The 20,028-nt window shown below is 57.9% G+C and carries 17 protein-coding genes and 1 tRNA gene; 7 read left to right on the forward strand and 11 right to left on the reverse strand.

Annotated features, from left to right (window positions below; genetic code table 11):
• Positions 1-28: 28 nt before the first annotated feature.
• From arsB to ORG26_RS00935, 7 genes are all read right to left on the reverse strand, one after another.
• Positions 29-1,087, reverse strand: coding sequence for an ACR3 family arsenite efflux transporter (gene arsB, locus ORG26_RS00905; protein WP_266366467.1), 1,059 nt, complete (start codon positions 1,085-1,087; stop codon positions 29-31).
• Positions 1,068-1,496 (reverse strand): arsenate reductase ArsC, encoded by a 429-nt coding sequence (locus tag ORG26_RS00910; RefSeq protein WP_266366469.1) that lies wholly within the window; start codon positions 1,494-1,496, stop codon positions 1,068-1,070. The genes arsB and ORG26_RS00910 overlap by 20 nt, the downstream gene beginning before the upstream one ends.
• A gap of 100 nt (positions 1,497-1,596) precedes the next feature.
• On the reverse strand, positions 1,597-2,424 hold the full coding sequence (arsM, locus tag ORG26_RS00915) for an arsenite methyltransferase (protein ID WP_266366471.1): 828 nt from the start codon (positions 2,422-2,424) through the stop codon (positions 1,597-1,599).
• A 38-nt stretch (positions 2,425-2,462) separates the two neighbouring features.
• Entirely contained in the window at positions 2,463-2,897 is a 435-nt protein-coding gene (gene arsN2 / locus ORG26_RS00920; RefSeq protein WP_266366473.1) for an arsenic resistance N-acetyltransferase ArsN2, read from the reverse strand.
• A gap of 64 nt (positions 2,898-2,961) precedes the next feature.
• Positions 2,962-3,288 (reverse strand): ArsR/SmtB family transcription factor, encoded by a 327-nt coding sequence (locus ORG26_RS00925; protein ID WP_266366475.1) that lies wholly within the window; start codon positions 3,286-3,288, stop codon positions 2,962-2,964.
• Positions 3,289-3,506: 218 nt separating this feature from the next.
• Positions 3,507-3,590: transfer RNA gene (locus ORG26_RS00930), tRNA-Leu, on the reverse strand.
• Positions 3,591-3,817: 227 nt separating this feature from the next.
• The gene (locus ORG26_RS00935) at positions 3,818-5,056 is read right to left on the reverse strand and encodes an ABC transporter permease (RefSeq protein ID WP_266366477.1); all 1,239 of its coding nucleotides are present in this window, start codon (positions 5,054-5,056) and stop codon (positions 3,818-3,820) included.
• 189 nt (positions 5,057-5,245) lie between these two features.
• Between ORG26_RS00935 and ORG26_RS00940 the strand changes: the two genes are divergently transcribed.
• The 3 genes from ORG26_RS00940 (at position 5,246) to ORG26_RS00950 (ending at position 8,060) form a co-directional block, all read left to right on the forward strand.
• Positions 5,246-6,508, forward strand: coding sequence for an asparagine synthetase B (locus ORG26_RS00940; protein ID WP_266366479.1), 1,263 nt, complete (start codon positions 5,246-5,248; stop codon positions 6,506-6,508).
• A 124-nt stretch (positions 6,509-6,632) separates the two neighbouring features.
• The gene (locus ORG26_RS00945) at positions 6,633-7,241 is read left to right on the forward strand and encodes a hypothetical protein (protein WP_266366480.1); all 609 of its coding nucleotides are present in this window, start codon (positions 6,633-6,635) and stop codon (positions 7,239-7,241) included.
• Positions 7,242-7,391: 150 nt separating this feature from the next.
• The gene (locus ORG26_RS00950) at positions 7,392-8,060 is read left to right on the forward strand and encodes a VOC family protein (protein WP_266366482.1); all 669 of its coding nucleotides are present in this window, start codon (positions 7,392-7,394) and stop codon (positions 8,058-8,060) included.
• A gap of 426 nt (positions 8,061-8,486) precedes the next feature.
• Here ORG26_RS00950 and ORG26_RS00955 read toward each other — a convergent pair whose 3' ends face one another.
• The 3 genes from ORG26_RS00955 to ORG26_RS00965 all read right to left on the reverse strand — a co-directional run bounded on the left by ORG26_RS00955 (position 8,487) and on the right by ORG26_RS00965 (position 14,215).
• Entirely contained in the window at positions 8,487-10,190 is a 1,704-nt protein-coding gene (locus ORG26_RS00955; protein ID WP_266366484.1) for a RagB/SusD family nutrient uptake outer membrane protein, read from the reverse strand.
• Positions 10,191-10,196: 6 nt separating this feature from the next.
• Complete coding sequence (locus ORG26_RS00960; RefSeq protein ID WP_266366486.1) at positions 10,197-13,289, reverse strand: SusC/RagA family TonB-linked outer membrane protein; 3,093 nt, start codon at positions 13,287-13,289, stop codon at positions 10,197-10,199.
• A 173-nt stretch (positions 13,290-13,462) separates the two neighbouring features.
• The gene (locus ORG26_RS00965) at positions 13,463-14,215 is read right to left on the reverse strand and encodes a DeoR/GlpR family DNA-binding transcription regulator (RefSeq protein WP_266366488.1); all 753 of its coding nucleotides are present in this window, start codon (positions 14,213-14,215) and stop codon (positions 13,463-13,465) included.
• A 52-nt stretch (positions 14,216-14,267) separates the two neighbouring features.
• Between ORG26_RS00965 and nudK the strand changes: the two genes are divergently transcribed.
• Complete coding sequence (nudK, locus tag ORG26_RS00970) at positions 14,268-14,837, forward strand: GDP-mannose pyrophosphatase NudK (RefSeq protein ID WP_266366490.1); 570 nt, start codon at positions 14,268-14,270, stop codon at positions 14,835-14,837.
• Here the strand turns inward: nudK and ORG26_RS00975 are convergent.
• Positions 14,827-15,873 (reverse strand): DNA/RNA non-specific endonuclease, encoded by a 1,047-nt coding sequence (locus ORG26_RS00975; RefSeq protein WP_266366492.1) that lies wholly within the window; start codon positions 15,871-15,873, stop codon positions 14,827-14,829. The genes nudK and ORG26_RS00975 overlap by 11 nt on opposite strands.
• Before the next feature lie 118 nt (positions 15,874-15,991).
• Between ORG26_RS00975 and ORG26_RS00980 the strand changes: the two genes are divergently transcribed.
• The 3 genes from ORG26_RS00980 to ORG26_RS00990 all read left to right on the forward strand — a co-directional run bounded on the left by ORG26_RS00980 (position 15,992) and on the right by ORG26_RS00990 (position 19,981).
• Positions 15,992-17,215: a BaiN/RdsA family NAD(P)/FAD-dependent oxidoreductase gene (locus tag ORG26_RS00980; protein WP_266366494.1), complete on the forward strand. Its 1,224-nt coding sequence runs from the start codon at positions 15,992-15,994 to the stop codon at positions 17,213-17,215.
• 184 nt (positions 17,216-17,399) lie between these two features.
• Positions 17,400-18,125, forward strand: a complete 726-nt coding sequence (locus tag ORG26_RS00985) for a class I SAM-dependent methyltransferase (RefSeq protein WP_266366496.1) — start codon at positions 17,400-17,402, stop codon at positions 18,123-18,125.
• An 83-nt stretch (positions 18,126-18,208) separates the two neighbouring features.
• Complete coding sequence (locus ORG26_RS00990; RefSeq protein WP_266366498.1) at positions 18,209-19,981, forward strand: glycosyltransferase family 39 protein; 1,773 nt, start codon at positions 18,209-18,211, stop codon at positions 19,979-19,981.
• The last annotated feature ends 47 nt before the right edge of the window (positions 19,982-20,028 follow it).

A 20,028-nucleotide genomic window follows, 5' to 3' on the forward strand; every position in this document is an offset into this window, starting at 1 on the left:
GGAACGCTGTCTGGACTGGGAAAGTGGGTCATGAACGGGCTGATACTCTAAAATCGGCCTGTTTTTTAAGCGCCACGTTCACCAGCAGAATCAGCACCGGCACTTCGATGAGTGGTCCGATCACGGCGGCGAACGCCACCCCCGAATGAATGCCGAACACGGCGATGGCCACGGCAATTCCCAACTCGAAGTTGTTGCCTGCCGCCGTGAAAGCCAGTGAGGTGCTCTTTGGGTAATCCGCCCCGGCCCGTTTGGCCAGATAGAACGCCGAGAAGAACATGAGGACAAAGTAGATCACCAGCGGAATCGCGATGCGAACCACATCCAGCGGAATCTCCACGATCATCCGGCCTTTGAGGCTGAACATCACCACAATGGTAAATAGCAGCGCTACCAGCGTCAGGGGACTGATGGCGGGCAGAAAACGGGATTCGTACCACTGCCGCCCTTTCAGGCGCACCAGTAGGTAACGGGACAGCATGCCTGCTCCAAACGGGACGCCCAGATAGATCAGGACGCTTTCGGCAATCTGGCCGATGCTCACCTCGACGGCCACGCCCTGAAGCCCCACCAGAGGCGGCAGAACGGTGATAAAGAGGTAAGCGTAGACCGGGTAGAACAACACCTGAAACACCGAGTTAAAGGCCACCAGACCCGCTACGTACTCGCGGTCTCCCCCGGCCAGATCGTTCCAGACAATGACCATCGCAATGCAGCGGGCAATACCGATCATGATTAATCCCACCATGTAGTCCGGCTTGTCGGGCAGCAGCAGCACGGCCAGTCCAAACATGAGCAGAGGGCCGATCAGCCAGTTCTGCACCAAGGACAACAGCAGAATACGGGTGTTGCGGAAGACGTCCGGCAGCTTCTCGTAGCGCACCTTGGCCAGCGGCGGATACATCATCACAATCAGACCGATTGCGATGGGGATATTGGTTGTCCCGCTCTGGTACTGGTTCAGAATGCCATCAACACCCGGGAAGAAATAGCCGATAGCCACTCCCAGCGCCATCGCTCCGAAAATCCAGACCGTCAGAAAGCGGTCCAGGAAAGACAATCTGCCTTTAGTTAGGGTGGCTTCCATCAATCTGCTGCTGGATAAACGTCTGGCTATAGGCTTTGATCTGGTCCCTCACGGCCCGGAACTGTTCCATAATTTCGTCGGGGCTACCGGTCGCTTTGGCCGGGTCCGGGAAGTTGTAGTGAAATTTCCGGGCGGTGGTGGGAAAGTAAGGGCAACGCTCGCGGGCATTGTCGCAGACGGTGATGACGTAATCAAACGGAACGTCCGCGTACTCATCAACGTGGTTGGAGGTGTGACCGGACAGGTCGATGCCCTCTTCGGCCATCACGGCGATGGCTTTGGGATTCACCCCGTGGGTTTCTACCCCCGCGCTGTAGACCTTGGCTCGGTCGCCAGCCATGGACTGGAGGTAGCCGTGGGCGATCTGACTCCGGCAGGAGTTGCCCGTACAAAGAACCAGTATGTTCATCTTAAAAAAGAATGGGTTAATTCCGGCAACACCGCCCCTGCCCGGTCAGCGCCAGCCTTACGGACGATTACGTTTCGGGGCGGATGTTGCCGGAGTAAGCTTATTTTTCGGCGTAAACGGTGACGCTGAAGATGCCCGGAACTGCTTCACCTTCGCCCGCCGCGGGCAGTTCATCCCGGTAGGCGGCGAGGACTTCTTCGGGCAGGACGATCTGCCGTTTCTTCTGCAATTGGATGTTGCGGAACCCGGCCTCCTTCACCGCCGCCAGATAATCCCGGAGCTGAATAGCCCCCGAGACGCAACCGGCATACAGTTCGGCGTCCTGTTTCAGCCGGGGTGGCAGTTCTCCTTCCAGCACGATGTCCGAGATGCTGAAATGCCCTCCGGTCTTCAGAACCCGGTACGTCTGGGCGAAAGCCCGCTTTTTGTCGGGCACCAGATTCATCACGCAGTTGCTGACCACCACATCCGCCAGATCATCCGGCAGGGGCATGTCTTCAATGTCACCCTGCACAAACTCAACGTTGGTGTAGCCCCGGGCGTCGGCATTCCGACGAGCCCGCTGGACCATGCTTTCGGTAAAATCCAGCCCGATCACCCGGCCCGTCTCGCCGGTTTCGGCCCGGGCCACAAAGCAGTCGTTGCCCGCCCCGGAGCCGAGGTCTACCACGACATCGCCGGGTTTGATGAGGGCAAACTGGGTGGGCAGTCCGCAGCCCAGCCCCAAGTCCGCTTCGGCCACATAGCCATTCAGGCCCGAATAAGCTTCGGCCATGTTGATGGCTTCCGCCCCGGCGGTAGAAGGAGTGCAGCAGGACGTGGGGCCGCAGCCGCAGTCCACGGGGACTCCCGCCGGATTTTCGGTCTGGGCAATTTCGCCGTACTTCTGACGGACTACGGCTTTCAGTTCATCAGCATTGTTTACCATGTTCGGATAGAGGTTTATAAAGTGGATTGAATGAATTGCTACAGGGTCATCTTCATGACGGTGGCCGTCGAAGGGCAAAGGCCGTTGAACTGGCTTGTCTTCCCGATGGCTTCGGGCACATCGGTTCGGGCCACGGTCGCAAATCCGTACCGGCGGAAATATGCCTCGGCGGTGGTCGTAATCAGGTAGGCTTCCCGGACACCCGCCTCCCGGGCGGCATCCAGTACCGCGCCCACCAGCTTTTCTCCTAACCTTTGGGAGCGGTATTCGGGCGACACGGCGACCGACCGAAGGAGGCCCACCGGACCGTGGTACTCCATCCCCGCCAGCCCGACAAGCCGGGTCTGGTCGTAGAGGACCACAAAATGGGGAAGGTCAGCGGGCAGGTCGTCGGTGGGCAGACTCGCTGCGCGGAGCAGGCCGTGAGCGGCGGGGACATCGCTCGACTCGGCAGGTCGGATAGCTGGGTTCATGGCGTCCATAGTTTATCGCAATAATACGATTGATTCGGTCAAAAAAAAGCGGCGACCCAAGGGGTCAGCAGCAGGATTGGGGCTGATAGGCCGCCAGCAGGGCACCGAACGCCTGCTGGACCTCGGCCCAGACGGCTTCGTTGATGCAGTAGCACACCCGGGGCGGATCGATGTCGCCCTTGATGATGCCCACCCGCTTCAGCTCTTTGAGGTGCTGGGAAACGGTGGCCTGTGCCAGCGGCAGTTCCTCCACCAGATCACCGCACACGCAGGACTTGCGGGTGGCCAGCAGTTGCAGGATGGCTACCCGGGCGGGATGAGCCAGTGCTTTGGCCAGATCAGCAATGCGGTTCTGCTCGGCGGTGAATACTTCGGTCTTTGTTACTCCCATGCCACAAAAGTAATGGCTAAATTGAATATCGCAATATTACGATGGAATATTTTTTTCAACGGTACTTCTGCTGATCGTTAAAGGGGATAAAGCAATTCTTTCAGATTCAGCGGCGGGCAGAGAAAGCCCGGTTGGAGCGCTGCTGCACATCGTTTCCGGTAAAATCCGGTAAAAAATAAAGAAGCCGTAACACGGATCAACGTGTTACGGCTTAAGAGTACCGGGAGCCGGACTCGAACCGGCATGTCCTTGCAGACAATGGTGTTTGAGACCATCGCGTCTACCGATTCCGCCATCCCGGCCTGAAATCGATGCGCAATATTAATGAATAATGAACAACGAAGAATGAATCAGAAAGGGAAATTCAGCGATTATTTCACAAGTGACTGACTCTCCGCCTCATAAAATCAAGCCTTCCGCCCCACCGCAAACCCCGCCCTCAAGCCTCCCCACTCCTCCTTCATTGCAATCCGCCACCCCGTTCATTCCGGTCCGCCGCCGCGGTTCATTATTCATCATTCATCATTCATTACTCGTACCGCAGCGCCTCGATCGGGTCAAGCCGGGAGGCTTTGAAAGCGGGATAAATGCCGGAGAACAGCCCTACGGCCACGCAGACGATGATTCCCATCATCATCCAGAACCAGGGAACGACAAATCCGCCCTTGCCCTGGCTGACAACCATGGAAATCAGGTTCCCGATTCCCAGACCGAGCAGGATACCGCCCAGACCGCCGAGTACGCAGATTACGATGGCTTCGATCAGAAACTGCTCCCGGATGCGCTGGGGCGTGGCGCCGAGCGATTTCCGGATTCCGATCTCGCGGGTACGTTCGGTGACCGAAACCAGCATGATGTTCATCAGGGCAATGGCGGCCCCCAGCAGGGTGATAAAGCCGATGCCGAAGCCGCCGATGCGGAGGACGTTGGTATTTTCTTCGAGTTCCTTAGCCAGTTCGTCAGCCCGGATGATGCGGAACGAATCCGGGCGGCCCAGCGGGTCCTGCCGAATCTGGCGCATGAGGCCGCGGGCTTCTCCAATGACCACATCCGGGTCTTTGCTGCCCTCGACGGTAGACGTAATGTCGAAGGTCAGCGCCCGGCCGCCTGCCAGCGCGCGGCCTACGTTCAGCGGAATCAGCACCAGCCGGTCGTCGCCGGCGCCGTTCAGACTGCCTTTCTTTTCCAGCACCCCGATTACCTTGAAGCGCGTTCCCAGCACCGAAATTTCCTTGCCTTCCGGTGACACATTCCGTTCAAAAAGCGTATTGACGAGTTCCGACCCAATGATGGCCACGTTCAGGGAATTGACCAGGTCGTTCTCGGTGAAGTTCCGGCCCTGCGCCAGTTTCGAGCCTTTGACGGCCAGATAGGTGTCATCCACGCCCACCAACTGCGTGTTCGGATTCGTTTTTTTGGAGGCATATTTCACCTGCGCGGCCCCGGTAATCATTGCCGAGACGGAAATGGATGCTTTGTAGGGAAAGCGCCGCTTGAAGATCATTGCCTGCCGGAAGTCAATCGGCGGTACCTGCTTTTCGGCGCGGCCGCCAAACCGGCGAAACATGTTCGGCCCTTCAATGTCAAACGTATTGGCCCCCAGCGAACCTAGGCCGCTTTCGAGAGACGCCTGGATGCCGTCGATGGCCGTCAGGATGCCCACCAGGGAGGTGATCCCGATGGCGATGATGGCCGAAGTCAGGATCGTTCGTAGCCGGTTGGATGCAATGGAGCGAAGTCCTTCGCTGATGTTTTCGGTTAGATTCATCTTCTTAATGAGTGATTGCGTGAATGAGCGGTCCGCCGCTGCGGTGACAGAATAAGCAGCAAAGCAATGCACCCAGAAGGCAGATCACTTAATCGCTCAATCGCTCTTTCACTCAATGTTAGTTCTCCTGCACAATTTTTGCTATTTTTCGTTACAAAGCTATATGCAACCTGAAAATCCTGCACACCAATGAACCGGCTGCTGCTACCGTTTATCCTTTTCTTCGCCTTGGTAAGCCCGGCGATGGCTTCCAAAATCCTGATTCCGATGGATGAGGGCCAGAAGAATCATCTGAAAGCCTACGGCATTGCCTACTGGGTGCTGAAGCAGTACGATACCGAAATCGACTGGCTGCTGAATTACCGCGGCGGCAGTTTCATGATGCCGGTCAACCAGAAATTCATCAACGAACTGGTGGTGCGCGGCGTGAGCTACGACGTTATTTCCGACGCGCAGGGCGCCCAGATCCTAGCGGAAGTATCTTCCCCGGATGCCAACATGGACGCGGTCAAGCTCCAGAAAGCCCCGAAAGTAGCCGTTTATTCGCCCAAGACCAAACAACCCTGGGACGACGCCGTCACGCTGGTGATGACCTACGCGGAGATTCCGTACGAGGTGGTCTACGACGACGATATCATGGAAGGCAAGCTGACCCAGTACGACTGGCTGCACCTTCATCATGAGGATTTTACGGGACAATATGGGAAATTTTATCAATTCCGCTCCGAACCCTGGTACGTGGCCCAGCGCCGCGAAGCCGAGCTGATCGCTAAAAAATACGGCCTTACGAAAGTTTCTCAGTTGAAGCTGTCCGTCGTTCGCAAAATCCGGGAATACTGCCTCGGCGGGGGGTATATGTTTGCCATGTGCAACGCCACCGATACCTACGACATCGCCCTGGCCGCCCAGAACACAGACGTGGCCGAGTCCATCTACGACGGCGACGGCGCGGACCCCGCCGCCAACAACAAACTGGATTTCAGCCAGACCATGGCCTTCCGCAACTTTCAGGTGTATACGAACCCCTACCTGATCGAGTTTTCCAACATCGACAACCAGCCCGACGAGCGGGGCCTGAGCGAACAGAACGACTACTTCACGCTGTTCCAGTTTTCCGCCAAATGGGACCCCGTCCCGACCATGCTGACCCAGAACCACATGAACATCATCAAAGGGTTTATGGGACAGACCACGGCCTTCAAGAAAAATCTGATCAAACCCGAAGTGGTCGTTCTGGCCGAGAGCAAGGCCGCCAACGAGGCCCGGTACATTCACGCGCCCTACGGCAAAGGCTTTTTCACCTTCTACGGCGGGCACGATCCGGAGGATTACCGCCACGAAATCAACGAAGAACCGACCGACCTCGCCCTCCATCCCAATTCGGCAGGCTACCGGCTCATCCTGAACAACATCCTCTTCCCGGCCGCCAAGAAGAAAAAACAGAAAACCTGAGAAGGGTTTGGAGTTTATAGTTTAAAGTTTAGGGTTGCTCCGCTTGTTCTGAACACGGCAGAGCAACCCTAAACTTTGAACCCTCAACCATAAACTATAAACCATAAACTTCAAACCAGTTCTTATGCTGAAGCGCTTCCTGCTGCTTTTTTTCCTGCTGGGCTTTTGGCAGGTGCTGATGCCCGGCTGCAATTCCCTGATTGGCCCGACCTGTCGGTGCCCGGATGTGCCGAAGCTGTTCCGGCCGGATCGGGTTCAGACCTGGTATTTTCAGAAGTCAGGAGTCATCCACTCGGCGGACGCTACGCTGAGCCGGGAGAGGTTCGGCGGCATTATGCTGAGTTGGGAGGGTACCGGCTACTCGCGTCGCTCCTCGGCCCCCGGCGGATTTTTCCCGAGCGCCTACGCCTGCGACTGCGTACAGCCCGGTCATCAGGGGTCCGTGGAAACCATCCGCCGGATAGAAGTGAAAGCCCTGACCGATTATAACGACCGCTTCAAAGCCGGGAGTCTGCTGAATGCGGAGCTCACCGTGACGGGCCAACCGGACGGCAAAGACTTGCCGCTGGCGACGTTCCTTCAGCAGAAAAGCCCCAAAACCGGACCTTATGAATACCTGCGCCTGAGCTTCAATCAGGCCCCGTCCGTGTCGTCTTTCCGGGCGGAAATTACGGTTGAGCTGAGCGACGGCAAGACGTTCGTCAGCCAGACGCCGACCGTTCAACTGCAATAATTCCGGCGCCTGTTCATCCCGAAAAAAGCCCAGTTCAGTTGCCTTTCCTGCCGTTTAGGGCCGGAAGCCGTTTCGGTTCCTGTGGTCGTTGCGCATCTTTGCCTGCAGAACAGTAAACAACAAATAGCTGGTCAGACGACCGCTTTCACCATGAAAATCTGCCAACTGGAGCTGCTTTGTCACGACCTGGAAGCCACCCGGACCTTTTATGTCGACACGCTGCAGCTTCCCGTCGTGTGCGAACTTCCGGGCAGCCTGACCGTTCGGGCCGGCTGGACCGATCTGATTTTTGTGCGTACGGATACGCCGGTCGCGCCCTACCATTTTGCGTTCAACGTCGCGACCAATTCCCTGGAAACCCTCATTAAGTCGTTCCCCCTGCCCTATCTGAACACCGCTTTTGGGCAGCGAATTGCCACGTTCACGGACTGGAGAGCCCGGGCCTGTTACTTTCGGGATGCCGCCGGTAACCTCGTGGAGTTTATCGAACGCCGGGACGCGCTGTTTGGCGGCGCTCCCAGTCAGCTTTTTCAGGGCGTCAGCGAAATCGGACTGGCGGTAGACGATGTTACGGCCCTTACGCGGTATCTGGTCGAGGAGTTTGCACTGCCGCAGTTCAGTAAAATGAATCCGCTGCCGGATTTCAACGCGGTGGGGGATGATTTTGGCCTGTTTATTCTGGCCAGAACGGGCCGGAAATGGCTTTTCACCGATATTCCAGCGGAGGCGCAGCCCTGCAAGGTGCTGTTTACCGATTGCTACAACCTCCCCCATCTGCTGACGTTCCGGGAGCGGAAAGCCGCCATCGCGGCCTGTTAACAGACACGCGGGGGGCCGTTGGATAAACACCTCGCCCCATAAGGCCGTTTTTGTAACGAACTGGTTAATTTTGCCTGATAATAGTACAAGTTACGGTGGGTACAAAAAACCCGGCTGCGCTGCGGCCGGGTTTTTTCTTTGCTTTCGCTAATATGAATTAAACTTCAATTAATAATTGTCAGACAAAGCAAAACTCATTTGCAAGGCAATAACTTTCCTTTAGCTTTGTTCATGTAACTTGTACTCGCCGGCCAAACCGGCACATTGATGAAGCAGTCTCTCCAAACCGAGGGATTTCGTACCCACCCCAGCCTCGGCCCAGCCGGGGCTTTTTTTGTTTTGTGCTTTCCGTTTTGTGTCTCCAGTGCCTCCTCATCGCGGAGCAATACATAACTGAAAACACAAAACGGAAAACACAAAACATGTTTACCACCCCTGGTTCTGCGTCAGGCTGCGGTTGATGTCGCGTTCGCGCTGGGGGATTGGGAAAAGGTTGTGCTTGTCGTCGAAGGTCCGCTGTTCCCGCTTGAACCGGACGGCGTCGCCCGCCGTATAGTTGGGGATGTCGTTCAGGTCCTGGGGCGAACCCGGCGTCCCGAACGACGGTATCGGGGCGACGGCCGTGCGGGTCCGGGGAGCGCCGTAAACGATGGTGTTCATCACCAGCCGACCCGTACCCCACCGACGCATGTCGAACAGGTGGATGCCCTCGTTAGCCAGTTCGACGGTCCGTTCGCGGCGCACCAGTTGCCGCATCTTGGTCTGGTTGCTCTGGATGGCCGGGTCCACATTCGGCATGCCCGCCCGGCGGCGCACCAGATTCATGGCGTTGATGACCGTCTGGTCAATCTGGTTCAGTTCGATTTTGGCCTCGGCATACGTCAGCAGGATTTCGGCGTAGCGCATGTAGGCAAAGCCGGTTTTCGACGCAAACATATCCTGCGCCTCGTCGTAGGTCCACTTGGCCCAGAGCAGCCCCAGCCCGTTCAGCACCGGCCCGAAAGGGTTCGTTACGTCGGCATTGGCGGCGTTGGCCCAGGTGTTGGTGTTGAAATTAAAGAAGCTCGTCTGCGCGTCGTAGATATTGAACACCGCCCGGCGGCGCGTGCCGGAAGTATTGCCCGTAATCGTATCGCCGTGCATCGTGACGGTCCATTTCAGACGCGGGTCGCGGTTGCGGGACGGCTGGGCGGGACTGTACACGGCCGATTCATCAATCCGCTTGCCATCAATCGCCTCGAACTTATCGACCAATGCCTGCAACGGAAAACGTCCCGACTGCGCGGCAATTGCCCGAGACCCCTGCCCCAGCGCCATGAACGATACCGGGAAGGCGGCGTCGGTCGGATACAGCATTTCGAACATGATCTCCCGACCGGCATTGGCCTGCTGACCAGCCAGCGTGAACAGGTCCTGGAAGCGCGGATTGAGGCCGTAGAAGTTTCCGTCGATTACCCGCTTGGCGGCGTCGGCGGCGACCTGGTGGCGATTCAGCATCAGCGCCACCTTGGCGATCAGCCCCAGCGCCACGCCCCGGTTGACCCGACCCCGTTCACGGGACGCCCACTCCAGTTTCGGCGCGGCGTCTTCCAGATCGGTAATCAGGAAGTCGGCGATTTTGGCCCGTTCCGTCCGCGTCAGCGTATAAAACTGTTCCGGCAGCAGCGGCTCGGTGTAAAACGGCACATCGCCGTACAACCCCATCAGGTGATAGTAGGCCCAGGCCCGCAGCACTTTCGCTTCCGCCTGAATCCGGTTGAAGTTGGCCGCCGGGACGTTCGCTTTGCCCCGTTCCATGCCCGCCAGCAGCGCGTTGGCCCGGGCCACCGTCGTGTACATGAATCCCCAGAAGCTGCTGACCGTCCCGTTGGTCGCGTCATAGTTTCCCTGGGCGATACCCGGCGCGCGTTCGAGGCCGATGTCCGTATAAAGGTCATACAGCACCTGAACGGGCAGGTTGCCCGTGGTCCAGTAGTTCGAACTGTACACCCCGGTCAGGGCCAGATTCATTTCGGCCTCGTTATTATAATAAGAGGCCGAAGCCGGCGTGTCCAGCGGCTGCCGGTCGAGGTAGTCCTCACAACTGGTCAGCGTCAGTGCGGATAGAATAAAGAGAAGTATCTTTTTCATAATTGGTTAAAATCTCAGGTTCAGTCCAGCGGTAAAGGTTTTCATCACGGGATAGAAGTTTCCATCCTGATCTTCCTGCTCGGGGTCGAAGCCTTCCACGAACTGATCGAAGGTCAGCAGATTCTGGCCGCTCACGTACACGCGAACCGAATTGAGGCCCGCTTTCCGGCTGATGACCGCCGGGATGGTGTAACCCAACTGGACGTTTTTCAGACGGAGATACGACCCGTTGCGCATCCAGAAACCCGAATCCCGCTGGTTGTTGTCGATGTTGTTGGTCAGGCGCGGGTAGCTGGCTCCGGTATTGTCGGGCCGCCAGTTGTCCTTCTGCCAGGTGTAGGCCGTGGCGATGAAGTCCGAGGCGAAGAACGCCCAGGCTCCGGTTCCGCTGATGTAGTTGTCGCGCTTGCCGACGCCCTGGAAGAACAGGTTCATGTCGAAGCCTTTCCAGCCGAGGTTGGCGTTGAAGCTGTACTCGTAGCGCGGCTGGCGGTTGCCCAGCACGACCCGGTCGAACTGGTTGATCACCCCGTCAGGCTTGCCTTCCGGACCGCTTACGTCCCGGTATTTGATGTCGCCGGGCGACGTATTGGCCAGGAAGTAAGGCGTGGACGCATTGCCGTCAATGGCGTTCAGCGCGTCGATTTCCTCCTTGGTCTGGAACAGCCCGTCGGCAATGAAGCCGTAGTACGAACGCAGCGGCTGGCCGGGCGTCGAAATAAGGCGGCCTTCGATGATGTCCTGACCACCGAGGTCCAGCACTTCGTTGCGCACGTCCGACAGCACGCCCGTCAGGTCGTAGCGGAAGCCGCCGATGCGGTTTTTGTAGTTCAGCGACAGTTCAAAGCCCCGGTTGCGCATCGATCCGGCGTTGACAAACGGCGCGCTCACCCCCGTATACGCCGGAACGGGACGCACCAGCAGCATATCGCGGATTTTCCGCTCAAACACATCCACCGTCAGCGACAGGTTCTGGAACAAGGTCAGGTCCAGACCGAGGTTGGCCTGCGTCGATGTTTCCCAGGAAATGTTCGGGTTGGCGGCGGTGGTCTGCGCGACGCCCTGCGTGAGGCGGTTGTTGAAGAAGAAGGTAGCGCCCCCGGCCAGATTGGCGGCAAACGGATAAAAGCCGCCGATATTCTGGTTGCCCAGGGCCCCGTACGAAGCCCGGATTTTGGCAAACGTCACGGCATTGCTCAGCCCCGCCATGAAGTTCTCCCGGCTGATGACCCAGCCCACCGAAGCCGAGGGGAAAAAGCCCCACTGCCGGTCCAGCGGCTGGAAGAACCGCGACGAACCGTCGTAGCGGCCGTTCACTTCCAGCAGGTATTTGTCGTTGAAATTGTAGTTGAACCGCCCGAAAAACGACGCCAGAGCGTATTCGCTGATGCCGCCGGTGTTGTTGAGGTTGTTTGTCCCGACGTTGATATACGGCTGGTCCGAGGGCAGGTCCGTCCGCGAGGCCGTCAGCGATTCGTTCACGTAGTCTTCTGACTGTAAGCCCAGCAGCAGGCGGAAGTCGCTTTTACCGATAGTGTGGTAAAAATTCGTTTGCAGCAGGTAGTTGTTCAGACGCTCGCGGGTGATGGCGTCGGCGATGGAGTTTTGACCGGGATACAGCTGGAGGAAGTTCAGCGTATTGGTGGTCAGGTCCGGCCGGAATACCTGATAGTTTTGCAGGAAACGCTTCTGAATCACCTGCCGGACGTTGTTGGAGAACATCGCCTCCACGTCCATGAACTTGAAAGGCTTGTAAATCAGGTTTCCGCGGAATATAGTGTTCGGGCGCTGAAAGCGGTTAAAACCGCTGGCCTCGGCCTGGGCAATCGGGTTCCGGAAGTTACTCTGCCCCGCATCGCCGTACTGATTCGGCCCGAACTTGCCCGCCCCGATGGCCGGAACGCCCAGCATCTGCCGGATGATGAATTCGGCCGTGGTTCCGCCCGGCTGAATCTCCCGCGAGTTGGTGTAAATCAGGTCGCCCTGAAACGACAGTTTATCCGTCAGCTTGATGTCGGAGTTGAAACGCAGGTCGTAGCGGCGGAAACTGGTGTTCTGCGTCAGGCCCTGCTGCTCCAGGAAAGTCCCCGCGCCGAAGAGCTTCACCCGTTCGGTGCCCACCGTCAGATTGACGTTGTGGTTGTGCATGAGGCCGCTGTTGGTCAGCACATCGGCGACCCAGTCGGTGTTATAATACCGGAAATTATCCGCCGGATTGGTGCGGTACTGCTCGATCAGCGCCGGGTCGAAGACAAAGGCGGCCGGGTTGCCCGTCTGGTTACGCTGCGCCAGATTGACCATTTCCATATGCTCCACGGCGCTCACCTTCTCGGGCAGGTTGGTGGCCTGCTGCTGCGACACAAACCCGTTGTAGGACACCTGCACGCCGTCTTTCCCGCGCTTCGTTTTGACTATAATCACCCCGTTGGCGGCCCGCGCCCCGTAGATGGCCGTCGAGGCGGCGTCTTTCAGGACGGTGATGCTCTCGATGTTGTTCGGGTCGATGTTGTTCAGGGTTTCCAGCGAGCCGGGAGCCTGCGGCACGTTGTCGATGACCACCAGCGGCGTGGTGTTGCTGAAAATCGAACCCGCGCCCCGGATGTTGATCCGCGCACCGTCGGCACCGGGGCGGCCCGATTGCTGCGTCACGGAAATCCCCGGCGCGAGACCCTGAAGCAGGTTGGACGAAGTCGCCACCTGACGGGCCAGCAGGTCTTCGTTGCGGATGGCCGCGACCGCCCCGGTCAGGTTGGCACGCCGCTGGGTTCCGTATCCCACGACCACCACTTCGTCCAGATTGTTGCTGGAGGCGCTTAGAACCACGTCAATGACCGAGCGGTTGTTGGCCGGTTCTTCCACGGTCTGGTAACCGATGAAGCTAAAGACCAGGGTCGGATTGCCGTCCACGGTCAGCGAGTACGACCCATCGGCACCGGTCACTGTACCGCGGGTGGTGGACTTGATGCTTACGGAAACGCCGGGGAGCGCGCCGCCATTGGCCCGGTCGGTGACCCGGCCCGTCAGCGTTCGCTGCTGTGCGAATGCGTCCGGACCCATGAATCCAAGCCAGAGCAAAGTAAACAGTATGAGTCTGTTCATGAGGATAGGTTATTGATTAAAGTTGGTAAATCTACACCTCGCAACCGGCAAGTACTAACCCATTTACGGGGATTTTTACCAGAACAATTACTTAGAAAGCAGAATTGCCGGTTTAATCAACTCATTATCAAGACTCACGCAACGACTCGTTTCTTAAATATTTTAAAATAGAATTATCGCCTGATGTTTACGCCCGCCTGCCGGTATTTTTCCGCCAGTTCGTCGGGCGCATCCGCATCGGTCAGTAAGGTGTGAATCAGGGTCAGGGGCGCAAACTGGTAGTAACTTTCCCGTTCAAGTTTGGTGGAATCGCAGAGCAGAAATGTCTTTTGGGCATGGGCCGCCATCGCCAGCGTAATTTCCGCCTCTTTCTCGCTATGCGCCGTCAGTCCACTTTTGAGGGAAATGCCGTCCACGCCGACAAACGCCTTTGTGGCGCGGTAACGGGCCAGATGTTCGCCCGCCATCCGCCCGTGCACGGCCCGGCGCTGCTTATCCACCTCTCCCCCCACCAGATTAACCGCCACCTCGGAGGCCATGAGTTCCTCCACAACGGGTAGCGAGTTGGTCACCACCGTGATTTTTTTGTTTCGGATAAACGGACACAGGCGAAAGACGGTACTGCCGCAATCCAGAAACAGAATATCGCCTTCCTCCACCTCCGCGGCGGCCAGCCGGGCGATGTGGTCCTTTCGCTCCGCGTTCGCGGCCGCCTTGTTTTCAAATTTCACCGGACGCGGAGCCAACCCTACCTTCATCGCCCCGCCATGCGTGCGGTAAACCAGCCCGTCAGCCGCCAGCTGGGTCAAATCCCGCCGGATTGTCATCTCCGACGATTGCAGCAGTTCTGCCAGTTCCCGGACCTCCGCCGCGCCCTTTTGCTCAATAATCGCTAAAATTTTATGATGCCTACTTTGAAATGCCATTTCCGGTTCGTTGATTTGAACAAATTTAAACAAAAACAAACATTTTCAAACAATGACTGCCGCGATTGAAATTCTGGATGAAAAACTGCTTTCAGACAACTGGTACATTCTCAAGAAAATAACCTACCGCTACCAGCGCCGGAACGGCTCCTGGGAAATCCAGTCCCGCGAGGCGTATGACCGGGGCAACGGGGCCGTCATCCTGCTCCACAATCCGAAAAAGAATACGGTGATTCTGACGCGCCAGTTCCGCCTGCCGACCTACGTCAATGGCAATACCGACGGGCTGCTGATCGAAGCCTGCGCGGGTCTGCTCGACAACGACCAGCCCGAGGACGCCATCCGCCGCGAAACCGAAGAAGAAACGGGCTTCCGCGTCGGGCCGGTCCAGAAAGTGTTTGAGGCGTACATGAGTCCCGGTTCGGTGACCGAAAAACTGTTTTTCTTCCTGGCCGAATACGACGACGCCACCGAACGGACAGCGGGCGGCGGCGTTGAAGAAGAGGAAATCGAAGTGCTGGAATTGCCGCTGGGCGAAGCCCTGACGATGGTCCGTACCGGCGAAATCCGCGACGGCAAGACGATCATGCTGCTGCAACACCTGGCCCTTTCTAAAAACTGAACCACTGGCGAACCGCTTCCTTGGAAGAAGTCCGTTCCAGCTTCCGCTCCAGCGTGTCCGGAATTTTGGGGAAGAAATTGATGCCCGTCAGCTTTTCGATCTGGTCCACGGGCACCACAAAGTTCTTCAGCGAAAGGTCGGAGCCCTCATTGTTGAGCAGAAAGCCGATCATGCGGATTTCCGGGTTCCGGCAATACAGGATCACTTTGTAGTACTGCTCGGGCACAGCAACTTTGTTTTTCCGGCCAATCGTCGGCAGACCGGGTTTCAGCACGGGGCCGGTCACCACGTACAGTCCTTTGTCCCGCACGGCCCAGGCCCGGACCTGCTCTTCCAGTTCTTTCCAGATGCCCCGGTTGAAATCGGGTTTCTGCGGACTCATGTTGCTCATGTAAAACGACTCCTGGGTCAGGCGCTGCGAGAACTTGAAATCTCCGGCCGGAGCCAGGTGGCCACGGTCGTAGCCCGAACGACTGTAATCGGAAGGCAGGGCGGTGCGGGTTTTGACAAGCGGGTCGGGCTTGAACTGTTCCTTGTCGCGATCGGCCTCGCCGAAAACGTCCGTTGCCAGCAGCGGATATGCCACCCAGTCGGCCTGCTCGAACGCCTCGCGGTAGCGCAGCGTGTAGCCGTCGTGCCGGATGATGTCGTCGGACGTCTTCATGGCGGGCAGGATGAAATCCACCTCTTTCTCGAAGTCGAACCGGGCTCCCGGCTGCGTTTCCATCCGGTTGCCGTCGCTGCCCGAAGCGGTGGCCTCCTCGTCACTGCCCTCGGGTTCGGGGGTTCGGTACGGACTTTCCAGCCGGCCGGCGCTCCGCTCCGACCGCAGGCCGACGAGGCCTTTCAGATCGTTCCAGAAAGCCACTACGGGCTTGGTTTCCCCGCCATAGTGCAGAAACAGCCCGATCAGGAAAAAGACGAGCAACAGCACCAGGGTATTGCCGCGCAGCCGGAAGCCACTGCGGTAGTAGCCCGGGAGGAACGGCAGGCCGGAATTTCTTTTCCGGGAACGGTAGGTAGGACGAAAAAACATAGTTTGGCTGAATTGGGCTGCAATATTACGAACTTAGCGGTGGAATTCTGACGTTCTACTGTACCCACGGCCGTTGAACCGTGGCAATCCAAAATGGGCCACGCCCGAGAGTACCCATATGTCCTTACAATTAGTCGTGATCGGTGGCGGGGCCGCCGGTTTTTTTGGGGCCATTACTGCCGCCGAGCAATATCCTGATGCTCAGGTTACGATTCTGGAGAAGAGCCGGAATGTGTTGAGTAAGGTCCGGGTTTCGGGCGGGGGACGCTGCAATGTCACCCACGCCTGCTTCGACCATCGTAAATTAGTAAAAAATTACCCACGCGGGGAAGCGTTCCTGCGCGCCCTGCTCAAACGGTTCGATACGCAATCGACCATCGACTGGTTTGAGCGGCGAAACGTGCGGCTGAAGACCGAAGCAGACGGACGGATGTTTCCGGTTACGGATTCGTCCGAAACCATCATCGACTGCCTCCTGCGGGAAGCCCGGCGGCTGAACATCCGCATCCAGACCAGCTGCGGCGTTCAGGCCCTGCAACGGGATGGCGACGGCTGGCTCCTGCACCTTCAGGACGGGGCCACCCTCCGTGCCGACCGCGTGCTGATGGCTGTCGGCGGTTATCCGCAGGCGCCCTCCTACCACTGGATGCCGGGCCTCGACAACGGCTCGCTGGTGGCGCCGGTGCCTTCGCTTTTTACGTTCAATACGCCGCAGAATCCGCTGCTGGCGCTGGCGGGGGTGTCGGTGCCCGATGCGCTGCTCAGGATTGCGGGCACGAAACACGAATACCGGGGACCGATCCTGATTACCCACTGGGGCTTCAGCGGTCCGGCCGTGCTGAAGCTGTCGGCCTGGGGTGCGCGGGATCTGGCCGAGCGGCAGTACCAGTTTACGTTCCGGGTGAACTGGCTTCCCGCGCTGAACGAAAATGAGCTCCGCGGGCAGATTCAGGCGTTCCGGCAGGCCCATCAGAAAAAAGGCGTGACGACCCAGGCGCTTTTCGGGCTGCCGTCGAGACTCTGGACGGCGCTTGTTCAGGAGGCGGGCGGCACGGAAGGCATTCGCTGGGGCGAGTTTCCGGCCAAGGCGCAGAACCGGCTTATCAACCTGCTCAGCAACAGCGAATTTCCGGTTTCGGGAAAGAGCACTTTCAAGGAAGAATTCGTCACCTGCGGCGGCGTGTCTCTGGCGTCCCTCAATCCCGACACGCTGGAAAGCAAGACGCATCCCGGCCTGTTCTTCGCCGGCGAAGTCCTCGACGTAGACGGCATTACGGGCGGATTCAACTTTCAGAATGCCTGGACAACGGGTTATGTGGCCGGGCAGCAACTGGGTCGCTGAGCGGGTCCGCACCCGACCGAACCACTCACATAACCAACTAATAATCAAACGCATGCACCTATTAGGCATCGTCAATTTGCTTGACAATGCCGGTGGGGTCTTATAGCTTTGAGGAATTGCACACCTGAAACGGGGCTTTCTTAACCCGGTGAGTTTTAGACAACTCATGCTAAAGAGACCGCTTATGGATCAGAGTCTGAAAAAAAATGTCGGTGAGTTTAACCGAAATGCAACCGAGAACGGCGGCTTTCTTTACACGACAAACGCCCAGTTTTCTTCCTTTGTAGCCAACAAACGGATTTCGGAGGAAATCTTCAAATTCATTCAGTCCGACTACCGGTCGCTGGTCGATATTGGCTGCGGAGATGGGGTTTACACGGACGAAATCAAACGCAATTTTCCGCATCTGGAAGTACACGGGTTCGACGCCGCCGATCAGGCGGTCAAAACGGCCGGGCGGCGCTTCCCGAATGTGCTCTTTACCACCTGCAGCATTTTGGACGAATCGCTGGCCGCCCCGCTGCGTAAATACGATGTTGCCGTTATCCGGGGCGTCCTCCACCACCTGTCCGACCAGCAGAAGGCCATTCGGAACGCTTTCAAACTGGCGGACAACCTCATCATCATGGAACCCAACGGCAACAATCCCATCCTGAAAGTAATCGAAAAGACCTCTAAATATCATATCGAACACGAGGAGCAGTCGTTTTTTGAATGGCAGCTGAAAAGCTGGATCCGCAAAGCCGGAGGCATCGTGAACCGCTGGTCGTATGTGGGCTACGTGCCGTTTTTCTTTCCTACCGCCCCGGCCAGACTGATTTATTCCCTTCAGCCTTTTCTGGAAAAAGTACCCGTGCTGAAGCATGTCTTTTCGGGCCAGTTCATCATCAGCTGCTCGCTGAAAAAATAAGGTAGCCTGGCTGCGTTTCAGACCGGGACCGCCTTACGGGCGTTCTGTATTCCATTGTGCGCTAAAAACATCCGCCAATCCCGATGAGCTTCCGGACCACCCCTTCCCGCCTTGCTTTCCTGCTTGTCCTTGTCCTGGCCTTCCTGCTGCGTGTTTTCCGGTCGGACACATACGGACTCTACCTGGACGAGAAATACACGATGGTGGTCTCGCAGGGAATCGTCATGGAGGGGGCCAACCAGCGGGACGTTTTCTTTACGCCCGGCAAGACCTACTTTACGCCGCAGGAATTCTGGGCGCCCAAAACGTTTGCGGACTTTATCGAGGCGAATATCCGCAACGACATCGGCAACAGTCCGGTGTATTACGGCGCGCTCTGGCTCTGGATCAAGGTGTTCGGGATGAGCGATTTTTCGGTCCGGCTCCTGTCCGTCCTTTTCAGCACGCTGGTCGTTGGGCTGATCTACCTGTTTGTCCGGCGGCATTTCCGGTCCGAAACGCTGGCCCTACTGAGTGCGCTGCTGGCGGCGGTAGAGCCGTTTTTCATTGCCTACAGCCACATGGCCCGCAACTATTCGATGAGCTTCTTCCTCACGCTGCTGGCGACGCACCTGTTTCTGCTTATCCTGGAACGGGAAAAAGTCCGCCGGAGCAGCCGGGCGCTGTACGCGGCCTACGGACTCACGTTCGTGCTGTCGGTGCTGTCTCACTACCTGACCGTGACCGTCTTTCTCTGCCACGGGCTTTACTTTCTGTTTTTTGTCCGGCAGGCAAAGCTGTGGCTGCGGTTCGCGGCGGTCGCGCTGGTTGGGATCGGGCTGGTGTCGCTCTGGTTTGTGTTCGGCGGCGGAAAATATACGTTCCAGACGTTGCAATACCAGGCGGACCTTTACCGGAACGTGGCCCGGACCAACCCCTACAACAACGGTTTCGGCCTGATTCTGCCCGCCACGCCCGCCAACCTGGCCGAACGGTCGGCGCCGCTCTGGGCGGATTTGTTCATCGTCTCCAACGGGCTGGGTCAGGTCCGGGCGCTGGGGTTCCGCAACCTCCTGCTGGCGACGGCGCTCGGCCTGGCGGCTGCCGTGCTGCTGCATCTGGCTTTACGCCGGAATGAGAAGGCGTCCCGGCTTGCCTGGGCCTTTCCGCTCCTGCTGCTGGCGGGTCTGCCGTTCTACACGCTGGCCCAGACCTCGTTGCTGGTCGTGTCGGCCCTGCCTTCGTTCGCCTACCTGACTGCCCGGTACATCCGCGCGCATTTCGGTCGGGCGGACCGACCGCTGCTGGTTTTTATGCTGATGCTGGCGTTCATTCCGACGCTTTTCCTGATTCTGATGTCGCTGCGGAACGGGCACACCTACGGCATTACCCAGCGGTATTCCGGCTTTTCTTTTCCGTACACGGTGTTGCTGGTGGCGATGCTGCTGCGGGAAATTGTCCGAACGCCGGTGGTGCTGCGGGCCGCGCTGCTGGCGGTGCTGGCGGTGCAGGGCTATCGGGTCGCCGGGCGGTTGTGGGCGGTGTATGAGGACCGGGAGCCCAAATACACGTACTTTGTCAACCCGCGCGGGACCAATCCGCACGCCCTGTCGGCCCGCCGGATTCTGAAAGCGTATGCGCCCGGCGACACGATTATTTATCCTGCCATCCGGCTGGCGCCCACCGACGAAATCGAAAAAACGTACTGGCCGTATTCCATTCAGGACGCCCAGCTGACAAATCTGTACTTACCCAAAGACGCTACTTTTTATCAGCGCATGGACACCACGCAGTCCGACCGGATCTATCTGGTCAAGGGCAGAACGGGCCAAAAGATTACGATTTTTGATTTCAAAGGCCGGAAATACCGGTATTGAGGGTTAAAAAAAGCGGCTATCCGTGTCGATGGCCGCTTTTCACAAGC

Source organism: Tellurirhabdus rosea (assembly GCF_026278345.1).
Lineage (GTDB): Bacteria > Bacteroidota > Bacteroidia > Cytophagales > Spirosomataceae > Tellurirhabdus > Tellurirhabdus rosea.